11 protein-coding genes are annotated in these 20718 nt (G+C 34.6%); 8 read left to right on the top strand and 3 right to left on the bottom strand.

What is annotated here, in order from left to right; genetic code table 11:
• Positions 1-64: 64 nt before the first annotated feature.
• The 3 genes from AC1Q5Z_RS16970 to AC1Q5Z_RS16960 all read right to left on the bottom strand — a co-directional run bounded on the left by AC1Q5Z_RS16970 (position 65) and on the right by AC1Q5Z_RS16960 (position 4942).
• Positions 65-892 (bottom strand): alpha/beta hydrolase, encoded by an 828-nt coding sequence (locus AC1Q5Z_RS16970; protein ID WP_343585457.1) that lies wholly within the window; start codon positions 890-892, stop codon positions 65-67.
• A gap of 55 nt (positions 893-947) precedes the next feature.
• Entirely contained in the window at positions 948-3863 is a 2916-nt protein-coding gene (locus tag AC1Q5Z_RS16965) for an FAD-binding and (Fe-S)-binding domain-containing protein (RefSeq protein WP_492446044.1), read from the bottom strand.
• A gap of 329 nt (positions 3864-4192) precedes the next feature.
• On the bottom strand, positions 4193-4942 hold the full coding sequence (locus tag AC1Q5Z_RS16960) for a DeoR/GlpR family DNA-binding transcription regulator (protein ID WP_198856547.1): 750 nt from the start codon (positions 4940-4942) through the stop codon (positions 4193-4195).
• A gap of 248 nt (positions 4943-5190) precedes the next feature.
• On the opposite strand from AC1Q5Z_RS16960, the gene AC1Q5Z_RS16955 reads away from it, so the two are divergent.
• From AC1Q5Z_RS16955 to AC1Q5Z_RS16920, 8 genes are all read left to right on the top strand, one after another.
• The gene (locus AC1Q5Z_RS16955; protein WP_198856548.1) at positions 5191-8478 is read left to right on the top strand and encodes a SusC/RagA family TonB-linked outer membrane protein; all 3288 of its coding nucleotides are present in this window, start codon (positions 5191-5193) and stop codon (positions 8476-8478) included.
• Between the two features lie 25 nt (positions 8479-8503).
• The gene (locus tag AC1Q5Z_RS16950) at positions 8504-10237 is read left to right on the top strand and encodes a RagB/SusD family nutrient uptake outer membrane protein (RefSeq protein WP_492446042.1); all 1734 of its coding nucleotides are present in this window, start codon (positions 8504-8506) and stop codon (positions 10235-10237) included.
• Positions 10238-10481: 244 nt separating this feature from the next.
• A complete protein-coding gene (locus AC1Q5Z_RS16945; protein WP_343585446.1) occupies positions 10482-11684 on the top strand; it encodes an exo-beta-N-acetylmuramidase NamZ family protein in 1203 nt (400 codons plus the stop codon).
• 302 nt (positions 11685-11986) lie between these two features.
• Positions 11987-12814 carry an N-acetylmuramic acid 6-phosphate etherase gene (murQ, locus tag AC1Q5Z_RS16940; protein WP_198856551.1) on the top strand — a complete coding sequence of 276 codons (828 nt, stop codon included), beginning with the start codon at positions 11987-11989 and terminating at the stop codon, positions 12812-12814.
• A 170-nt stretch (positions 12815-12984) separates the two neighbouring features.
• Complete coding sequence (locus tag AC1Q5Z_RS16935; protein ID WP_492446040.1) at positions 12985-14493, top strand: sodium:solute symporter; 1509 nt, start codon at positions 12985-12987, stop codon at positions 14491-14493.
• A gap of 74 nt (positions 14494-14567) precedes the next feature.
• The gene (locus tag AC1Q5Z_RS16930; protein WP_492446038.1) at positions 14568-17564 is read left to right on the top strand and encodes a serine hydrolase domain-containing protein; all 2997 of its coding nucleotides are present in this window, start codon (positions 14568-14570) and stop codon (positions 17562-17564) included.
• A 45-nt stretch (positions 17565-17609) separates the two neighbouring features.
• Positions 17610-18881 (top strand): acyltransferase family protein, encoded by a 1272-nt coding sequence (locus tag AC1Q5Z_RS16925; protein WP_343585438.1) that lies wholly within the window; start codon positions 17610-17612, stop codon positions 18879-18881.
• Between the two features lie 352 nt (positions 18882-19233).
• The gene (locus tag AC1Q5Z_RS16920) at positions 19234-20715 is read left to right on the top strand and encodes an aminotransferase-like domain-containing protein (protein ID WP_492446037.1); all 1482 of its coding nucleotides are present in this window, start codon (positions 19234-19236) and stop codon (positions 20713-20715) included.
• Positions 20716-20718: the final 3 nt, after the last annotated feature.

Genomic DNA, 20718 nt, shown 5'->3' with positions numbered 1-20718 from the left:
TGTTAGGATAACCAACCAAAATTTATACATTACGAATTATCGGTAGTTCGCAATGCACTTAACGTTACTTTGTTTTTATATTTTCGTTGAAGAAATCATGAAAAAACAAAAGCTGATATTTTATGGAATTTTCCCAATATTTAAGATTATGTTCGCCTGGACGTTCTATATAATCGTGATTTATTTTTAGATCCAGCATTTTTGCATGAAGCTCTCTGTTTACTTTCATAAAGAAATCGTCAACTCCGCAATCAATAATTAATTTTAATTTGTTGTCTTTTACCAAATCAAGCATATTGGTAACTGTGTTCTGATTCCAATTTTCTGGAAATTCTGTAATTGGCCCTAATCGTTTTTTGATATCCCAATTTTCAGGAAACGGACGAAAATCTACGCCTCCGCTCATACTTCCTGCTGCTCCAAATACATCTTGGTGTTTAAAAGACAAATACAAAGCACCGTGTCCGCCCATACTTAAACCTGAAATGGCTCTTCCTTTACGATCTGAAATGGTTCTGAATTGTTTGTCAATAAAAGGAACTAATTCTTTTACCACATAAGTTTCGTATTTAAAAGTTGGATCTATCGGACTGTCAAAGTACCAGCTTGAATAATTTCCGTCTACACCAACTATAATGAATCCGAATTGATCAACTTGTTTTCCCAATTCTTTAAAATCTTTTGCCCAAGAACCATAATTTCCGCTGTAGCCATGAAGCAGATAAACTACAGGAAATGCTTTCTTGCTCTTTTTATAATTGTCTGGAACCATAACACAAGTTTTAATATTCTTCTGCATCGAAGGACTAAAAACTTGCAAAGTATCAACCTTCGCCGCTTGAACTGCAAAGGCTATAAAAAGAAGAAAGAAAGTGTAAATTGTTTTTTTCATAATTGATGTTTTTATAAAATAATATTTTTGAAAAGCACTGGGAAAATACAAAAAATTATTTCAAACAATCTTTTAAAATAGTTACGGGATGCATCGCTTTTCTGCTCGTTCCGTCAAAAATCTGATGACGGCAGCTTGTTCCTGCGGCTGCAATTTCTGTAGATGACTCTGTTGCCCTAATTTTAGGAAACAGTGTATCTTCTCCCATCTTCATGCTGATTTCGTAATGTTCTTTTTCATAACCAAATGAACCCGCCATTCCGCAACAGCCCGAATTGTAAATCGTAACCGTACTATTTTTTGGAAGATTCAGCATTGCAAAAGAAGCTTCAACAGAGCTTAATGATTTTTGATGACAATGCCCGTGGATTTTGATAGTTTTCTCTTTTTCAGAAAATTGATCTTCGCGAATTTTTCCGTTTCCAATTTCTCTTTTAAAAAACTCTTCAACTGTAAAAGTATTTTTCGCTAATTTCTCGGCACTTTCTTTATCAGCCGCCAATCGAATATATTCGTCTCTGAAAGTCAATATGGCTGAAGGTTCAAGACCTATTAAAGGTGTGTTTTCAGAAATTATATTTTTAAAGGCATTGATATTTTTATTGGCAATTTCCTGCGCCTCTTCTAGAAAACCTTTTGAAATAAAGGCTCTTCCGCTTTCTTCATGCTCAATTATAATTACTCTGTAACCTAATTTTGTCAATAATTCGTAAGCATCAATTCCGACTGAAACATCGTAGTAATTGGTAAATTCATCACAGAAAAGATAAACGCTGCCGTTTTCAAAAGCGCTGTCTACGTAATGCTTTTTGTTCTTTTCGTGCCATTTTCTAAAGGTCTTTGGAGCCAATAAAGGCACCTGTCTTTCAGGCGCAATTCCCATACGTTTTTTAACAAACGAAAGATTCGAAGCCCAATTGGTAACAGATGGGGCAATACTTCCCAATTCATTCAATTTCGAATTGAAAGCAAATATCTTATTTCGGAAAGAAAATCCGTTTGCTTTTTGGTATTGGTATAAAAATTCTGCTTTTAAAGTTGCCACATCAACATTGCTCGGACATTCGCTCGCGCAGGCTTTACAGCTCACACACAATTCAAAAACTTTATATAATTCTTCGTGATCGAATTTATTTTCTTTTTCAGAATTCGTCAGATATTCTCTTAAAGCGTTGGCGCGTGCGCGCGTTGTATCTTTTTCATTTCTTGTAGCACGATAACTCGGACATAAAGTTCCACCTGCCGATGGCATTTTACGGCAATCGCCCGAACCGTTGCATTTTTCAGCAGCGCGCAAAACTCCTAAACTATCAGAGAAATCCTGAATGGTTTTTATCTCAGGCTCCACTCTTCCTGCTTCGAAACGCAGATTTTCATCCATTTTAGAAGCATTTACAATTTTCCCAACATTCAAAATCGCATTAGGATCAAATGCTTTTTTTACTCGTTTTAGCAGTTCGTAGTTTTTATCGCCAATCATAAAAGGAAGAAACTCTCCGCGTAGAATTCCGTCGCCGTGTTCACCGCTTAATGAACCTCTATATTTTTTCACCAAATGGGCTACTTCAGTAGATAAATTTCTAAACTGATGTAATCCTTCTTTTGTTTTTAAATTAATCTTCGGACGCAAATGCAACTCTCCCGCTCCAGCATGTGCATAGTAAATCGCGCTTTGTCCGTGTCTTTCCATCATTGCTGCAAAATCGGCAATATAATTAGGCAAATCACTCAATTCTACCGCAGTATCCTCAATAGAATCGGCAGCTTTGTCGTCTCCTACAATACTTCCTAAAAGTCCAAGACCAGCTTTTCTTAGCTCATTTACTTTGTCAATATCGGTTCCGTAGATTTTTGGCAACGCATATCCGAAACCATTATTTTCTATATCTTTAATTAATGCATCGGCTTGCAATTCGGCATCTTCCATGCTAATGTGCGATCCCACTTCAAGCATAATAACAGCTTTTGGTTCGCCCACAATAAAGAATCGATTTTTAGCTTGTTCTCTATTGGTTTTGGTACAATCTAATATGGTATCATCCATCATTTCGCAAGTGTACAAATGATGTTTCATGGCAGTGACAACGGCTTCTAAACTTTCCTGAATGGTATTAAAATGTGCCACAACCATGATATTATTGGTTGGCGGCAAATCGTCTACTTTCAAGGTAATTTCTGTAGTAAAGGCCAAAGTTCCTTCACTTCCGCAAAGTAGTTTTCCTAAATTGATGGTATCTTCTGTTCCCGAAAAAAGTTTTGATTTCAGTAAAACATCAATTGCGTAACCTGTATTTCGTCTGTGAATTTCTGGTTTTGGAAATTCTTTTAAGATTTCTTCCTGATTTTCTTTGCTCGAAAGTTCGTCGTAAATGGTTTTGTAAATTTTATTTTCTAAAGAATCGCCTTTTGTTTTTTCGATAAATTCTTCAGAAGTTAAATCTTTAAATATTGCGGTAGTTCCGTCACTTAAAACGGCCTTTATTTCTACAATTTTATCTCGGGTAACGCCATAACGAATTGAGGTTGTTCCTGACGAATTATTTCCAACCATTCCGCCAATCATACATCTATTGGTAGTTGATGTAGTTGGAGCAAAAAATAATCCGTGAGGTTTTAAATATAAATTCAGTTCATCACGAATTACTCCAGGCTGAACTGTTATGGTTTTATTTTTAGTATCAAAAGAAACAATTTTATTAAAATGTTTCGAAACATCGACAATGATTCCGCTTCCGATAGTTTGACCTGCAAGCGAAGTTCCTGCTGTTCTAGGCGTTATAGAAAATTTATTTTTTGAAGCGAACCGAATAATATTTACAATATCATTTTCTGATTTTGGAATCGCCACGGCAAGAGGCATAATTCTATAAGCAGAGGCATCTGTGGCGTATATTTTTTTATGAAGATCATCATAAAAAAGAGTTCCTTCTAGCGAGGTTTCTAATTCTTGTAGTTGAAGAGAATCGGACATTTAATTGGTTCTGTTGCTTTTGGTTCTTTAATACATGTTTTATTTCTGCGCTTCACTAAAAAGTTGTTTGGCAAAAACAATACATTCTAAATTTTATTAGAATTTGATACTTATTAAAGTTCCTCTTAAAAGCTTTGAACTTCTTTTAACGCACCAAAGAAATGGCAAGTAAACCAAGAAATGATTTTCATAAATATACCTGACTAATAAAATTAGTTTTAACAAATATAGATACAAAAAGCATACAAATACATTATTTTGCGTTTTTTAACATAATTAAATTATAATAACGCAACAAAACGCAAAAACTGCATTAAGTAAGTTTAAAATTATAAGATAAAAACACCAGATTTTCTATATTCGTCTAGTTTTTCATCTTCTGGATCTAACTCTGTCACAATCGTATCGAGTTGTGTAAGATCGCATACGCCGTGTGGCATTTTGGTATTTAATTTATTTGAAGCAAACATCGAAACCACTCTATCAGAAGCTTCTATCATTGCTTTTTTCACAATTGAGATTTCATAACCTACTTCTGTAAGCCCTTGTTTTATATTTATACTGCTGGCACCAATGAAACAAATATCGGCTTTGATTTTAGAAACTACCTGAATCACATCCATACCAATGGTTACCATTGCGTTTTTCTGCATTTTGCCACCAATAAATATTAAATCAATATTTGGATGTTGAGATAATTGCATCGCGATTGGCAAACTATAAGTATATATTGTCGCTTTTAAATTAGCAGGAATTAACTTGGCAAAAACCAAATTGGTGCTTCCTCCACTCATTATAATAACCTGATCGTCATGAAGTAAAGACAATGCTTTTGATACGATTTGTTTTTTTTGTTCTTCTGCAGTTATTGCAATATCAAATACATTTGCAGGTTTCTCTTTAACTTGAACTGCCCCGCCGTACACCTTCTCTAACTGCTTTTTACTGTCCAATTCATTCAAATCTCTTCTTATGGTATCTTCAGACAAATCGAGAGCCAAAGCTAAATCTGTTGTAACAACTTTTTGGTCTTCAATAAGCTTAGTCATTATGTATTTATGTCTTTCGGCTTTCAGCATGTTTTTTAAAAGTTAAAGTTCATCACAAATATATCAAATATTTTAATCTCTATCAGAAAAGACGTTAAAAACTGCAAAAATACGCATTAAGTAAATTTTTAAAATAAATCAAATAAACTTTTTGAGGCAAAACTTGCGTTTTTTTGCGTTATTCAATTTTTTTTTCGAAAAAAAATCAAAAATAACGCATTTATATGCAATTAATAAATATATTTGCTCAACAACAACCATAAAAAACCAGATTAATCATGAAAAAGTTACTCTTTATTTCAGTGTTGGTTTTGTGCATTCAAACAGCATTTGGACAAGCAAAAACAGTTACTGGAACAGTAAAAAGCAAATCAGACGGAATTCCAATTCCTGGAGTCAGCGTCGTTATTCAAGGAACAAATAATGGCACTACAACTGACTTTGATGGAAACTACAGCATTTCTGTAGCACCGGGACGAACTCTAAGCTTTAGTTATATGGGTTATGAAACTCAATCAATTAAAGTGGAAAGCCAACAGAAAATAAATGTTGGTCTTACAGAAAGCACTTCGAAACTAGACGAAGTTGTTGTTGTAGGTTTTGCTTCTCAGAAAAAAACCAATTTAACAGGAGCTGTTGCCAATATTGATGTTGCTAAAACAATTGGAAGCAGACCTTTAACTGATGTTAGTAAAGCTTTACAAGGTACTACTCCGGGGGTAAACATTAATTTTAATTCAGGAAATATCAACCGTGCCGCAAAAATAAACATTCGTGGAGCGGGTACAATTAATGGTTCAGACGATCCTTTAATATTAGTAGACGGTGTTCCTACCGACTTATCATTAATTAACCCAAATGATATTGCTACGATGTCTGTACTTAAAGATGCGGCTTCTGCGTCTATCTATGGTGCTCGTGCTGCGTTTGGAGTTGTTCTTATTACTACAAAAAGCGGAAAAACAGGCGAAGGAAAAGTGAGATTTTCTTATTCTGCCAATACGGCTTTTACAAACCCAATTTCTACGCTTAAATTCTTAGATCCAACAGAAGAAATTCCAGGATTAATTGCCGCAGGAACAAGAACGGATGGTTCTACTCCGGAAATTTTTGGTCAGAATTACAGCATTTTGTTAGACGGAATTAAAAACTGGAAACAAAAATATGCAAACAATCGTACCAGTAATGAAATGGTTTATGGAGAAGATTGGGAAATAAAAAATGGTGTTCCTTATTTCTATAGAGTTTGGGATGCAAACAAAGAATTGTATGCTAGCAATGCGCTACAAACTACACACAATATTTCTGCTCAAGGAAATTTAGGAGATAAAAGTTCATTCTTTGCTTCGTTCGGATTGACTAACCAAGATGGTATGTTAAGAGTAAATCAGGAAAAAAGACAAAGAATCAACATTAATTTAGGTTTTACAACAAAATTAGCAGATTGGCTTACTGGAGATTTTAAAGTAATGACAATCAACAGTTCTTACGATCAACCATTTAATTATTATGGAGGTTCTGGAACTGATGACACTGGTTACGGAGGTTACTTTGGTTATGCGCTTCGTTGGGGGCAATATTTCCCAAATTTTGGAACTTACAGAGGATACAATTTCCGTACAGCTGGAGGGTATTTATCTAATGCTTCTAGAAACGAAAATAACAAACGTAATACTAGAGTAAGTGCTAGATTTACAGCAGATATTACAAAAGATTTAAACCTTATCACTGAAATAAGCAGTGTAAACGATTATTACAACAGAAAACAAAATGGTGGCAAATTCTTAGCATGGGACAGCTGGTCTGCAATGCCATACGATGCGACTACGATTCAAACCGCTACTCCTGCAACTCTAGAAACAGGAAATGATTTTGTTGGACAATCAAAACAAGAATCAACTACAAATGTGGTAAACATTTATGGTAATTATAAAAAACAATTTGACAAGCATAATTTCAAATTCTTAGCTGGTTTCAACTCAGAATGGCAAAATTTATCTCGTAACTACGCAAGAAGAAATACGCTTTTAGACAAATCTAAACCAGAATTTAACCTTGCAGTTGGCGAACAATTTGTTTCTGGAGCCGCAAACACAGATTTAAATCCAACGGTAACAGAGTACTCGATTGCAGGTTTCTTTGGCCGTGTAAACTATGATTACAACGGAATTTATTTAGTAGAGCTTAATGCTCGTTATGATGGTTCTTCAAGATTTCCAACTAACGAACAATGGGGATTCTTCCCTTCTGCTTCTGTAGGATACAAAATTGTGAACGAGAAATTTATGGAAGGAACACGCAGCTGGTTAAACGATCTTAAATTGCGTGGTTCTATCGGATCAATCGGTAACCAAAACGTTGGAAACAATGCTTTCTTATCGATCATGACAGCTAAAAACCCTTCTTGGGTAAATAGCGGTGCTACTCTTCCGCCTTCTACAAATTTACCAACTAACGTAGATCCTGCATTGACTTGGGAAAAAGTAATGACTAAAGATGTGGGTATTGATATTAAAATTTTGGATATGCTTGGTGCTTCTTTTGACTGGTACCAACGTGATACAAAAGGAATGCTTGCTCCTGGTATAACACTTCCAGGTTCATTTGGACAGACTTCTGCACAAACTAACTCAGGAAACATGAGAACTCAAGGTTGGGAGCTTTCTTTGAACTTTAATAAAAATTTAAGCGAAACTGCTTCTATTTTTGTTGATGTTGCTTTATCTGATTCTAAATCGGTTATTACAAAATGGAATAATACTTCTAAATTATTAGCTTTAGTTACCACTGATACTAAGCCTTACTATGATGGTTACGAGATTGGCCAGATTTGGGGATTAACAAGTGATAGACTTTTACAGGCTGATGACGTAATTACTAATAACGGAAAAACGGTAAATGGTGTTGACTACTCTAAAACAATGGGTGGAAACTTCAAATACGGAGCTGGAGACGTTCACTATGTGGATTTAGATGGTGACGGAGCTATTACTCGTGGAGCGGGAACTGCAGACGATCACGGAGATTTGAAAAAAATTGGTAATTCAACCCCTCGATACAGATATGGTATTACATTAGGTGGTAAATTCCGTGGATTTGATATTTCTACTTTCTTCCAAGGAGTTGGAAAACGTGATTACTGGGCTGCTTCAGATGCTGTATTGCCTTTCTTCCGTGCACCTCAGCAAATGTATGCCAACCAAGCAGATTACTGGACTCCAGAAAACACAGGTGCTTATTTCCCAAATCCATACTATGGTAACGAAGCAAACACTTTTGGATCAGGTACTCAAGGCCAGAACAACTTTGTTACTTCAACAAGATATTTATTAGACATGTCTTATTTCCGTCTTAAAAACTTTACTATCGGATACAACTTGCCAGCAGCTCTTGTGAAAAAAGCAGGATTAGAAAAAGTAAGATTATATACTTCTGGTGAAAATATTGCGACTTGGGCAGACAAACGTCTTCCTGTAGATCCTGAAATTGACGAAACAGAAGTTTTCTGGGGAAGAGCTTATCCTTACACAAAAACATGGTCAGTTGGTGTTGATATCTCTTTCTAATTTCTAACTATTCAAAACTCTTACAATGAAAAAATACAATATAAAATCTAAGTTTCTGCTAATGTTTGCAACTGCTTTACTAGCAGGAAGCGCAGTTAGCTGTTCAGATTATCTTACTGATGATCCTGCAGATAAATTTACAAACGATAACTTTTGGCAGTCAGAAGATAACGTAAAAACCTTTTCATGGCTTAATTATGATACTTTTTATGGTTATGGAAATGGTACAACAATTGGACTTTCGTTCTTCTACTATCATGGAAGTGATTATAGAGTTGACGATAACTTGTCTGCCTTTACTTTCTACCAAATGCCAGTTACCGCTGCAACTACCAATGTTTATTCTTGGAATGAATATTACACGCTTATCCGTCGTTGCAACCTAATGCTAGAAAAAATCCCGACAGTAAACATGTCGACAGAAAAAAAGAACCATTACATTGGAGTTGCTAAATTTTTTAGAGCTTATACCTATTTCCGTTTAGTGCAAAAATTTGGAGATGTGCCTTACACTGACAAATATTTAGCTCAAGATGATGCTGCAGTATATGCTCCTTCAAAACCAAGAGCCGAAATTATGGACAACGTAATTGCAGAACTTCAAGAAGCAGCCGATTTGATGCTTGTAAATGATGACAAAAACGTTACGGCAAATAAATACACCGCTTACGCAGCTTTAAGTAATGCTTGTATTTATGAAGGTACTTACAGAAAATACCATTTAGGTCAAGATGGAAGCGTTTACCTTAACAAAGCAAAAGCAGCTTCTTTGATGATTATGAACAATCCAAGCTACAAATTGAATGCAGATTGGAAAGGGCTTTACAACTCAGTTGAATTACTTGGAAATTCAGAGGTGATATTAGCAAAACGTTATTTAACAAACGTATTAATGCACTCTCTTCAAAACTATACAAACACTTCAACAATCCAGTACGGTTTAACAAAATGGGCTGCTGACAGTTATGTAACAACAAACGGATTGCCTATTCAACAAGCTGGAAACAGCCAATACGCAGGAGACGACAATGTTACAAATACATTCACTAACAGAGATCCTCGTTTTAGTAAAACGGTAAATCCTGCTAACTACGGTTACAAAGGAAAACCTTTTGGTACAACAGCTTTAGTTTCAATGTCTGGATATGTATTTGAATTGTACAATAATCCTGCTACAACAGGTCCAGATGTAACTACAGGAGGACGTAACTATACCGATGCTCCATTATTCACTTTAAGTGAAGTGTATTTAAATTATGCTGAAGCTTGTGCTGAATTAGGAACTGCAACAAACGCAGATCTTGATTTGTCAATCAACAAAGTGCGTACTCGTGCCGGAATCGCTCCTTTGACTACTGACGGAGTAAATGCTTCTGCAAATGGTGTTCAAATTAACGACCCAAGAAGAACTTCTTCTTTAGAACAATTGACTGGAGTAGTAAATCCGTTAATTTGGGAAGTTCGTCGTGAGCGTCAAATTGAATTCATGAGCTGGACAACATTAAGACAAGCTGATATTTACCGTTGGAAAAAAGGTGATTATTTAGATACAAATAAAAACCCTGACGTTAATCTTGGTGCTAGAATTGGAACTCCAGTTGGATCGCAAACTGTGGTTGACGCAAACGGATATGTAAAAATATACCCAGCAAGTACAAGAATTTTTGAACCTAAGCATTATTTAATGAACATTCCAACGAATGACATTGATTTATACAAAGCTCAAGGTGTAGAATTAAAACAAAATCCAGGTTGGTAATTCGGTAAAAAACTGAAAAAACCACATTTAATAAAACTGCCTCCGACGTGAGACTTTTCGGAGGCAGTATTTTAAAATACTCTTTTTAAAGACTGTGACTAATAAAAAGAAAAATTAATCCTGATTCATACAGGTTATCTTGTTAGTTTTTACATTCCCCCAAATCTGCCTAAAACATTCATATACTCCGATAAAATATTAATTTTATTAGTCCAATTCGTCTTTAATTAATAACTGTATTAAAATGATAAAATTTATAGCAAAAAGTGCTTTTGTTACAGCATTTCTGTTTCATGCTGCGTCATATTCGGCAGCCATTCAGCCAAATAAAACCGTTATTTTAGTAGAAAACAAAAATGCTGTTATAAAAACAGGTGCTGACAATTACGAAAAATATTTACCGCTTTTAAAGGATAAAAAAGTTGGAATTGTAACCAACCAAACCGGAATTTTATCTGACAAAACTCATGTAGTAGATTTTCTATTGGAGAAAAAAATTGCTGTTCAGACTATTTTTGCTCCCGAGCACGGATTTAGAGGAACAGCCGATGCCGGCGAACATATCGTTGACGGAAAAGATCCCAAAACAGGCTTGCCGATTATTTCGCTTTATGGCGACAACAAAAAACCAAAACCAGCGCAGTTATCTGGAATTGATGTCATGATTTTTGACCTGCAAGATGTAGGAGCACGATTCTATACCTACATTTCTTCTTTGCATTATGTAATGGAAGCTTGCGCAGAAAATAACATTCCGCTTATTGTTTTTGATCGTCCAAATCCAAATGGCTCTATCGTAGACGGACCGCTTTTAGAAAAAGAATTTACCAGTTTTGTTGGCATGCACCCTATTCCGCTCCTTCACGGAATGACAATTGGCGAATATGCGCAAATGGTAAATGGAGAAAAATGGCTAAAAGATGGTGCTCAATGTAAACTAACCGTTATTCCTTGTGTAGATTACAGCAGAACAATGCCATACAGTTTATTGGTAAAACCGTCTCCGAATTTACCAAATGACCAGTCTATAAATCTATACGCAAGTTTATGTCTTTTTGAAGGAACAAACGTAAGTATGGGACGCGGAACCGAGAAACAGTTTCAAATCTACGGTTCCCCGTATTTAACCAAAACTAATTTCAGTTTTACTCCAAAACCCAATTTTGGCGCAAAAGATCCTTTATACAATGGAAAAGAATGTTTTGGCGAAGATTTGACAGCTTATCCAAAATTGAAACAATTAGAACTAAAATGGCTTATTAAAGCGTATCAGAATACGAGCGATAAAACAAAATTCTTCAATGCATTTTTTACCAAACTGGCAGGAACAAAAAAATTACAGCAGCAAATAGAAAGCGGCGTTTCTGAAGCTCAGATAAGACAATCTTGGCAGAAAGATCTAGAAGCTTTCAAAAAAATGCGAACAAAATATCTGATTTATAAATAATATTTCTAATTCAGTTCTCTTAGACTAAATTTTTTAAACAATAGAAACATAGACTTTGATAGACTTACAAAAAAGCGTTTCATTAGCATAAACACACACATATATATTGCTATTCAGAAATGTAGTTCTCTTTGGTTTGCTTTTTAAAGATTGGTTACCTTTTTAAACAAAAATCAAAACCTGTGTTTCTATGTTTTTAAAATTAAATTCTATTCTAAATAAAAATATCAAACTATTAATGTAAAAATAGAGAAGCCTGATAGTAGAAAAATCTCGGTTTCAACAATCAAAAAAAAAGAAAAATGAAAAATAAAAATCCTGAAACTGAACAAGAATCTTTGTACAAAGACTTGGATCAAATGAGCGTGAAAGAACTTCTTACAAACATTAATACAGAAGACAAAAAAGTTCCGCATATTATTGAAGAGCAAATTCCTAAAATAGAAAAACTGGTTAAAGCCATTGTAAAAAAAATGCAGTTGGGCGGAAGATTATTTTATATCGGAGCTGGAACTTCTGGAAGAATAGGAATTTTAGATGCATCGGAATGTCCGCCAACTTTTGGTGTTCCCCATGATATGATTATCGGAATTATTGCCGGCGGAGACACAGCTATTAGAAAAGCGGTAGAAAATGCAGAAGATGATACCGAACAAGCATGGAAAGATTTGGCAAAATTCGAAATTTCAAGCTTAGATATGATTATCGGAATTGCTGCTTCTGGTAATACGCCTTACGTTTTAGGAGCACTTAAAAAAGCTAAAGAACACAATATTAAAACGGGAAGTATTTCTTGTATCAGCAACGGACTAATCGCTCAAGAAGCCGATTATCCGATTGAGTTAATCGTAGGTCCTGAGTTCTTAACAGGAAGCACAAGAATGAAAGCAGGAACGGCTCAAAAACTTACTTTAAATATGATTTCTACTTCGGTAATGATCAAATTAGGAAAAGTAAAAGGCAACAAAATGGTTGATATGCAGCTGTCTAACGAAAAATTGGTAAAACGCGGCATCAAGATGATTATGGAAGAGCTTGCTATAGAATATGAAGTTGCCGAAGAATTACTGCAAAAACATAAAAGTGTACGAGCTGTTTTATTAGCGCACACCAAAAATCAGGAAAACTAAAAACCACACTATCAAAATCTTTTTATAGATTTATACAAATTCAAAAGCTGAATAAATTCATTTTTTGGAGTTTTTAACACCGACCTGACAGAGTAAAATCCGTCAGGTCAATTAAAAAATCTTCTTTATCTGAGTTATTTATAAAAACCAAAAATCACCAAAACTATAAAATGACACCAAGTACCATCCTTCTCCTTATTATCGTTTATTTCGGAACATTGTTCTATATATCGCACAGAGTCAGCAGAAAAGACAGCGGAAATGAAGCTTTTTTTACTGCTAATAAAAATTCAAAATGGTATTTAGTGGCTTTCGGAATGATCGGAACTGCTCTTTCTGGAGTAACTTTTATCTCTGTTCCTGGAGAAGTTGGCGCGCCAAGCGGTGAACAATTTAAATATTTTCAGTTTGTTTTAGGAAATGCACTTGGATTTATTGTCATTACAAAGCTTTTACTGCCTTTATATTACAGAATGAATCTGACTTCGATTTATGGATATATAGAGCAAAGAATGGGCTTTTTCAGTTATAAAACAGCGGCTTCGATCTTCTTGATCAGCCGTACTATTAGCTCGGCATTTAGACTTTACTTGGTGGTTATTGTTTTACAGCGTTTTGTGTTCGATTTTTATCATGTTCCTTTTGCGTTTACTGTTTTAATTTCGCTGCTGTTAATCTTCTCTTATACGTATAGAGGCGGATTAAAAACGATCATTATTACAGATACTTTACAGACATTCTTTTTGGTAACTTCTGTTTTTCTTACTATTTATTTTATTTGTGATAGAATGGATTTAAGTGCTATTAGCGCATTTGAAGAAGTAAAAAACAGCAACTATTCTAAGATATTTTTCTTTGATGATTTTATGGGAAGTAAATTCCATTTTGTAAAACAAATTTTGGGCGGAATGTTCGTAACTATCGCTATGACTGGTCTAGATCAAGATTTAATGCAAAAAAACTTGAGCTGTAAAAACATTGGCGAAGCACAGAAAAACATGTTCACTTTTACAGGAATATTTGTTATCATTAATATTTTCTTTTTGAGCGTTGGAGCGTTGTTATATATATATGCAAACAAAAACGGAATTGCTGTTCCAACCGATTTAATTACTGGAAAACCAAGAACCGATTTACTTTTTCCTGAAATTGCATTAAACCATTTAGCGCTTGTTCCTGCAATTGTATTTTTATTGGGAATTATTGCTGCCACTTTTGCAACTACCGATTCTGCCTTAACAGCCTTAACAACTTCTTTTTGCGTTGACTTTTTAGGTATGGACAAAGCAGAAAACAGCCATAAGAAAAACACGGTAAGAATTAGACATTTAGTACATATCAGTTTTTCTATTTTGGTATTTTTTATCATACTGATTTTCAACTCAATCAATGACAGTTCGGTAGTCGGAATGATTTTTAAAGTTGCCTCTTATACTTACGGTCCATTATTAGGATTATACGCTTTTGGTTTATTCCAAAAATCGAGACATGTAAATGATAAACTGGTTCCGTTTATCTGCTTGCTTTCTCCATTATTCACTTATTTCATCAATGAATATTCTAAAGTTTTATTCGCAGGATATGTTTTTGATAATGAATTAATTATACTAAACGGATTAATTACTTATTTAGGATTATTTGTTACCAGTTCACGCAGTGAAAAAGAAATAAGTTTCTAATTCAGCTTAATACTATTAATGAATCAATTTAAATTTAAATGCATTAAACTCAAATTGATTCTTAAAAAAATGATATGAAAAATCCATTTGTAAAAATCAGTTTCTACGCCACTTTTATATTTTTAATTACCAATTGCGCATCCAAAAAAAATAATGGTGCAGCAGATGATAAAAAGGATATTCCTTTAAAAGACACTGTTGTTTACGTACAAAAAAACACTTCAGACAAAAAAACTTTCTTTAAAGATTCTGATAAAGAAACGGCTTGGGTTGACAGCATTTACAGTAAAATGACTGTACAAGAAAAAATCGGACAATTGTTTATGGTTTCTGCCTATTCCAACAAAGATTCTGTACACGTTAATCAGATCAGCAAAATGATTGAAGATTATAAAATAGGAAACGTAATTTTCTTTCAAGGCGGGCCAGTTCGTCAAGCGAAATTAACCAACTTATATCAGTCAAAAGCAAAAGTTCCTTTAATGATTGGAATCGATGCCGAATGGGGATTAGCCATGCGATTAGATTCAACATATCGTTATCCTTGGAATATGACTTTGGGCGCTATTCAGGATTTAAGTTTAATTGAAAATGTGGGAAGAAATATGGCTGCCGAAAACAAACGAATCGGCGTTCATTTCAATTTTGCACCTGTTTTGGATATTAACACCAATCCTAAAAACCCAATTATCGGAAACCGTTCTTTTGGCGAAGATAAAGTAAATGTAAGCGAGAAAGCAATTGCTTTAATGAAAGGGATTCAAGGCAATGGCGTTTTCTGTACCGGAAAACACTTTCCTGGGCACGGAGACACGTCAACCGATTCGCATCACGCCTTGCCTACCGTTAATTTTTCTAAAGATCGTCTAGAATTAGTCGAACTCTATCCGTACAAAAAATTATTCGACGAAGGTCTGGCTTCTGTAATGGTGGCGCATCTTAATATTCCGAGTTTAGAATCACAGCCAAATTGTCCTTCTTCTGCGTCCTATAATGTGGTTACCAATCTGCTTCAAAAAGAGTTAGGTTTTAATGGCTTAATTTTTACAGACGGTTTGGCGATGAAAGGTGCTGCCAATTTTAAAGGTCCTGGAGATCTAGAAATCGCTGTTATTTTAGCAGGAAACGATATTTTGCTTTGTCCTGAAAATGTACCAGTTGCTTTTCAGAAATTGGAAGAGGCTTACAATACGCAAGTAATTACGGAAGAACGATTGGCACATTCCGTTAAAAAAATTCTTCATTTTAAATACAAAGCCGGACTGAACAAATACAAACCGATTGATTTAAATAATTTGTACAATGATTTGAATCCGTCGCAAAATGATGCTTTACATTATAAATTGTATGAAAATGCGATTACGGTTTTAAAAAACGAAAAAGAAATTCTTCCGATAAAAGATTTAAGCGAAAAAATCGCCTATATAAAATTGGGTGAAGACACTAATAGCACTTTCCTTTCGACCTTAAAAAAATATACCAATATTACAGAAGTCAAAGACACCAATCTGGACAGTCTGAATAAAGAATTGAAAAAATTTGACAAGGTTATTATCAGCTACCATAAAGTAAATAAGGCTTGGGAAAAACAAGAATTCACATTACAAGAAATGCTTTGGCTAAAAGAAATTGCAAAACACAACAAAGTAATTCTAGACATTTTTGCAAAACCTTATTCGTTATTATCTATTAATAATTTTGATGATATTGAAGGATTGGTAGTTTCCTATCAAAACTCAGATATTAGTCAGGTTGTTTCGGCAGGATTGCTTTTTGGCGCCATTGAAGCCAAAGGAAAATTGCCTGTTTCTATAAATGATGCTTTCCATGTAAATGATGGTTTGACTACCGAAAAACTAAATCGTCTGGCTTTTACCGCTCCAGAAAATGTAAATATGAATCCGGCAATTCTGTCCAAAATTGATGCTGTAGCGCAAAAAGCAATTGATGGTAAAATGGCACCAGGAATGCAGGTTTTAGTTGCCAGAAAAGGAAATGTTATTTTTCAGAAATCGTATGGAGCGCAAACTTATGATAACGGAAAAAAAGTTGCAGATACCGATTTATACGATGTAGCTTCGATTTCAAAAATGATTTCGACATTGCCAAATGTGATGCAATTGTACGATAAAAACAAAGTAGAGTTGGATACCAAACTGAAAGATATGTTGCCTTTTTTTGCCAAAACAAACAAAGAAAATATCACTTTCAAAGATTTGCTAAATCATTATGCAGGACTTCAAGCGTGGATTCCGTTTTACAAAGCAACTTTAGACAGCAACAATCAGCCTTCTGAAAAATACTATCGAAAAGCAGCAGAAAACGGTTTTACAACAAAAGTTGCCGAGAATCTTTACATTCGAAATGATTATCATGATACGATTATGAAAATCATTGCTGAAAGTCCTGTAGCTCTAAAAAAAGAATACAAATACAGCGATTTTACTTTTATCATTTTAAAAGAATATTTAGAAAGAAAAACACATAAAAAATTAGAAGAACTGAGTCAAGAAAATTTCTACACTACACTAGGAATGACCAATACGCTTTATAATCCATTAGACAAATTTGACAAAAGCAATATCGCTCCAACCGAAATTGACAACTATTTCAGACATCAGGTTATTCAGGGTTATGTACACGATATGGCGGCCGCAATGGAAGGCGGAGTTGCAGGTCATGCAGGAATTTTTTCTAATGCAATGGATGTAGCCAAAATGATGCAGCTTTATCTGCAAAAAGGAAATTATGGCGGAATTCAATATTTTTCTCCACAAACTTTTGATGCTTTTAATACTTGCTATTATAAAAATCAAGGCGTCCTGAGAGGTTTAGGATTTGATAAAAGAGTACACAAAGGCGGACCAACTTGCGACTGTGTTTCTGAAGCAAGTTTTGGACATACTGGTTTTACAGGCAACATGGCTTGGGCAGATCCAGAAACCGAAATTGTGTATGTATTCCTATCCAACAGAACGTATCCGGAAGTAGTAAATGACGAAAATAAATTAGCCAAAGGAAAAATCAGAGAAGAAATTCAACAGATCATTCAAGACGCTATCATAAAATAAAAGTTCCAAAATCTAAAATTCAAACCTATCTAAAATATCAACCCAATGACAAAAGAACGTTTAACCTCACTCGATGTCTTTAGAGGATTTACTATTCTCTTAATGACGATTGTCAATAATCCGGGAAGCTGGTCATCTATTTACCCGCCTTTAGAACATGCTGAATGGCATGGCTGTACGCCTACTGACTTAGTTTTCCCGTTTTTTGTTTTTATTATGGGAACGGCTATTCCGTTTGCAATGCCTGTGAAACATTTTGACGGAAGTGTTTTCAATAAAATTTTAGTTCGTTCGCTTAGAATCTTCTGTTTAGGATTATTTTTAAGTGTTTTCAGCAGAATACATTTATTTGGTTTAGAAGGAATTCCGTTATTAGGATTAAGACTGGTAATTGCTTTTGCGGTTGCTTATGCTCTTTTAGGAAACTTTTCAATGAAAGTCAAAACCATTCTTGCCGTTGGAGTATTTCTAATTCTTATTTCATTATCATTTAGTGGTCTTGAGCATTTTGAAGACACGAGAATTCCAGGCGTTTTGCAGCGAATTGCAATTGTGTATTTCTTTACTTCTATTTTGTATTTAAAGACTAATTTAAAAACACAGCTTTTAGTTTTAGCTACGCTTTTAATTGGATATTGGCTTGTAATGGCTTTTGTTCCCGTTCCTGGATTTGGTCCTGCCAATTTCGACAAAGGAACCAATCTTGCCGCTTGGATAGACGATACACTTCTAAACGGACATTTATGGGCTTCATCTAAAACTTGGGATCCAGAAGGAATCTTAAGCACTTTGCCAGCCATTGGAACTGGAATTTTAGGAATGTACATTGGTCAGCTACTAAATTTATCTGTTGATAAAATGGAAATCGTAAAAAAGACCGCCATTGCAGGAACTGCTTTAGTAATTGGAGGTTTAATTTGGAACATCTTCTTCCCTATTAACAAATCACTTTGGACAAGTTCTTATGTTTTATATACAGCTGGAATTGCAACACTGTGTTTAACGCTTTTGTATTATATAATCGATATCAAAGGACATAAAAAATGGACGAAATTATTCCTGATTTGGGGTGTAAACCCAATGATCGTATTTTTCTTTTCTGGAATAATTCCGAGAGTTTTAAGTGGCATAAAAGTAGCCGATCCCGAAAAAGCTGGAGAAGAAATTGGACTTCAAGCGTATATATATAACCACGGAATTGTTCCTTGTTTTGAAAATCCATTAAATGCATCACTTGCTTATGCCTTATCTTATGCTATTTTCTGGTCATTCATTTTATGGATTTTCTACAAAAAGAAACTGATTTTTAAAGTGTAATTAAGATTATAATAAATTACCGCAACGAGTTACAATGTAATATTCCGTAGGAATATCTGGTCGGTAGAAAAAGAATATGTCATTTTGCATTGTGTTCCAGAGGAACACCTGATTTTATATAACAGCGTTCTGTTTACCAACCAAACGTTCCTACGGAACGTGTAACCGCAATTCAAATTTAATTCTACCGATGAAACATTCCTACGGAATGAATTAAATAATTTCAGCCGGACTTAATAGTTTGATTTGGTCATCGTTCTAACACTTATGTAAAGATCATTTTTCTTTTTTTCTAAAAATTTTAAGAAAAGCAGTATCTTGCCGTACCAACAAAAGTGTCAGTTTATAAATTATGGATAGTCCGGTTGAAATTCCTTTTAAAAGCTTTATTCAGCTTAAACCAGAAGAAAGCACTGCTATTTATCTGCAGCTTGTTTTTGAATTTATCAAAGCCATACAAACGGGTTTTCTTCCCGAAGGTACTAAACTTCCTGGCACCAGAATTTTATGCAAAGTGCTTTCAGTTAACCGAAACACTTTAATCAAAGCCTTTCAGGATTTAGAATCGCAAGGCTGGATTGAAACACTTCCTAATAAAGGAACTTTTATTTTATCCCAGCAAAAAAGCAAAGCTGAATTTAGTATTTCGAAAGAACAAAATACCACTCCAGATAATATTGGTTTCAATTTCCAGCGATCTACTATTCTTGAAAGTCCGATTGAAATCAGTAATCTGCCGTATCAATTTAATGACGGAATGCCCGATTTACGATTGGTTCAAACCGATGTTTTGGCCAGACTTTACGTTTCGAAATTAAAAAGAAGAAAAACATCTAAAACCTACGAACAGATAGAACTTCGCTCGCATTCGAATTTTAAAACTCATTTTTCTAATTATCTTAATCTTACGCGAGGAATTCGTATTTCGACTTCTAACCTTCTTACAACAAGCAGTCACGAAATCGCTTTGTATCTGGTTACAAAAGTACTTATTACTTCAGGCGATAAAGTCATCGTAGCTTCGCCGGGATATTATATGTCAAATATGACGCTGACCAATACGGGAGCGCAGATCATTTCTATTCCAGTAAATGAAGACGGAATTGATACTAAACGTTTAAAAGAAATTTGTGAAACGACCAAAATTCGAGTTTTATATTTAACATCCAATTATCATTATCCAACCACTATTTCGCTTAGCGCTAAAAAAAGAATCGAAGTTTTGGAATTGGCCAATCAATACGGGTTTGTGATTTTGGAAGACGATTATGATTTTGAATTTCATTATGATAATAATCCTGTTCTACCTTTAGCCGCTTTCGATTCCAACCAAAAAGTGGTTTATATTGGATCTTTTGGGAGATCATTGCCATCTGGTTTTAGCTACGGTTTTGTTGCCGCTCCTGCAGAATTTATTAAAGAACTCGAAAAGCATCAAAACATCTTAGAACCCAGAATTGATGTTATAAAAGAACAGGTTTTAACCGAATGGATTACCGAAGGCGAAGTGCACCGTCTTTCAAAGAAAAATAAAAAAATCTATAAAGAACGTCGCGATTATTTTGTTTCAATTCTTAATGAAAAACTGAAAGGCAAAATCAAGTTTAAAGTACCTCCAAGAGGATTGGCAATTTGGGTCGAATGGCTAGATCATTTTAATCTGATTCAGTTTCAAAAAGAATGTTCTAAACAAGGTTTATTTCTACCCAAAACCATTTTATACCAAACCAAAAATCTTACTGCAACACGTTTAGGATTTGGACATTTGGAAAAAGAAGAAATGGAAAAAGCTGTTTCTATTTTAAGTGAATGCTTGAAGATTATTACAAATTGAATA

It is taken from the genome of Flavobacterium sp. GW823-FHT06G12 (assembly GCF_058794775.1).
Note: the sequence above shows the minus strand (reverse complement) of the source record. Positions and strands in the feature narration are given on the sequence as shown.

What these genes read in the sequence shown, in the direction of transcription:
- AC1Q5Z_RS16970 (WP_343585457.1), bottom strand. Translation starts at nt 892, where the DNA reads ATGAAAAAAACAATTTACACTTTCTTTCTTCTTTTTATAGCCTTTGCA.
- AC1Q5Z_RS16965 (WP_492446044.1), bottom strand. Translation starts at nt 3,863, where the DNA reads ATGTCCGATTCTCTTCAACTACAAGAATTAGAAACCTCGCTAGAAGGA.
- AC1Q5Z_RS16960 (WP_198856547.1), bottom strand. Translation starts at nt 4,942, where the DNA reads ATGCTGAAAGCCGAAAGACATAAATACATAATGACTAAGCTTATTGAA.
- AC1Q5Z_RS16955 (WP_198856548.1), top strand. Translation starts at nt 5,191, where the DNA reads ATGAAAAAGTTACTCTTTATTTCAGTGTTGGTTTTGTGCATTCAAACA.
- AC1Q5Z_RS16950 (WP_492446042.1), top strand. Translation starts at nt 8,504, where the DNA reads ATGAAAAAATACAATATAAAATCTAAGTTTCTGCTAATGTTTGCAACT.
- AC1Q5Z_RS16945 (WP_343585446.1), top strand. Translation starts at nt 10,482, where the DNA reads ATGATAAAATTTATAGCAAAAAGTGCTTTTGTTACAGCATTTCTGTTT.
- murQ (WP_198856551.1), top strand. Translation starts at nt 11,987, where the DNA reads ATGAAAAATAAAAATCCTGAAACTGAACAAGAATCTTTGTACAAAGAC.
- AC1Q5Z_RS16935 (WP_492446040.1), top strand. Translation starts at nt 12,985, where the DNA reads ATGACACCAAGTACCATCCTTCTCCTTATTATCGTTTATTTCGGAACA.
- AC1Q5Z_RS16930 (WP_492446038.1), top strand. Translation starts at nt 14,568, where the DNA reads ATGAAAAATCCATTTGTAAAAATCAGTTTCTACGCCACTTTTATATTT.
- AC1Q5Z_RS16925 (WP_343585438.1), top strand. Translation starts at nt 17,610, where the DNA reads ATGACAAAAGAACGTTTAACCTCACTCGATGTCTTTAGAGGATTTACT.
- AC1Q5Z_RS16920 (WP_492446037.1), top strand. Translation starts at nt 19,234, where the DNA reads ATGGATAGTCCGGTTGAAATTCCTTTTAAAAGCTTTATTCAGCTTAAA.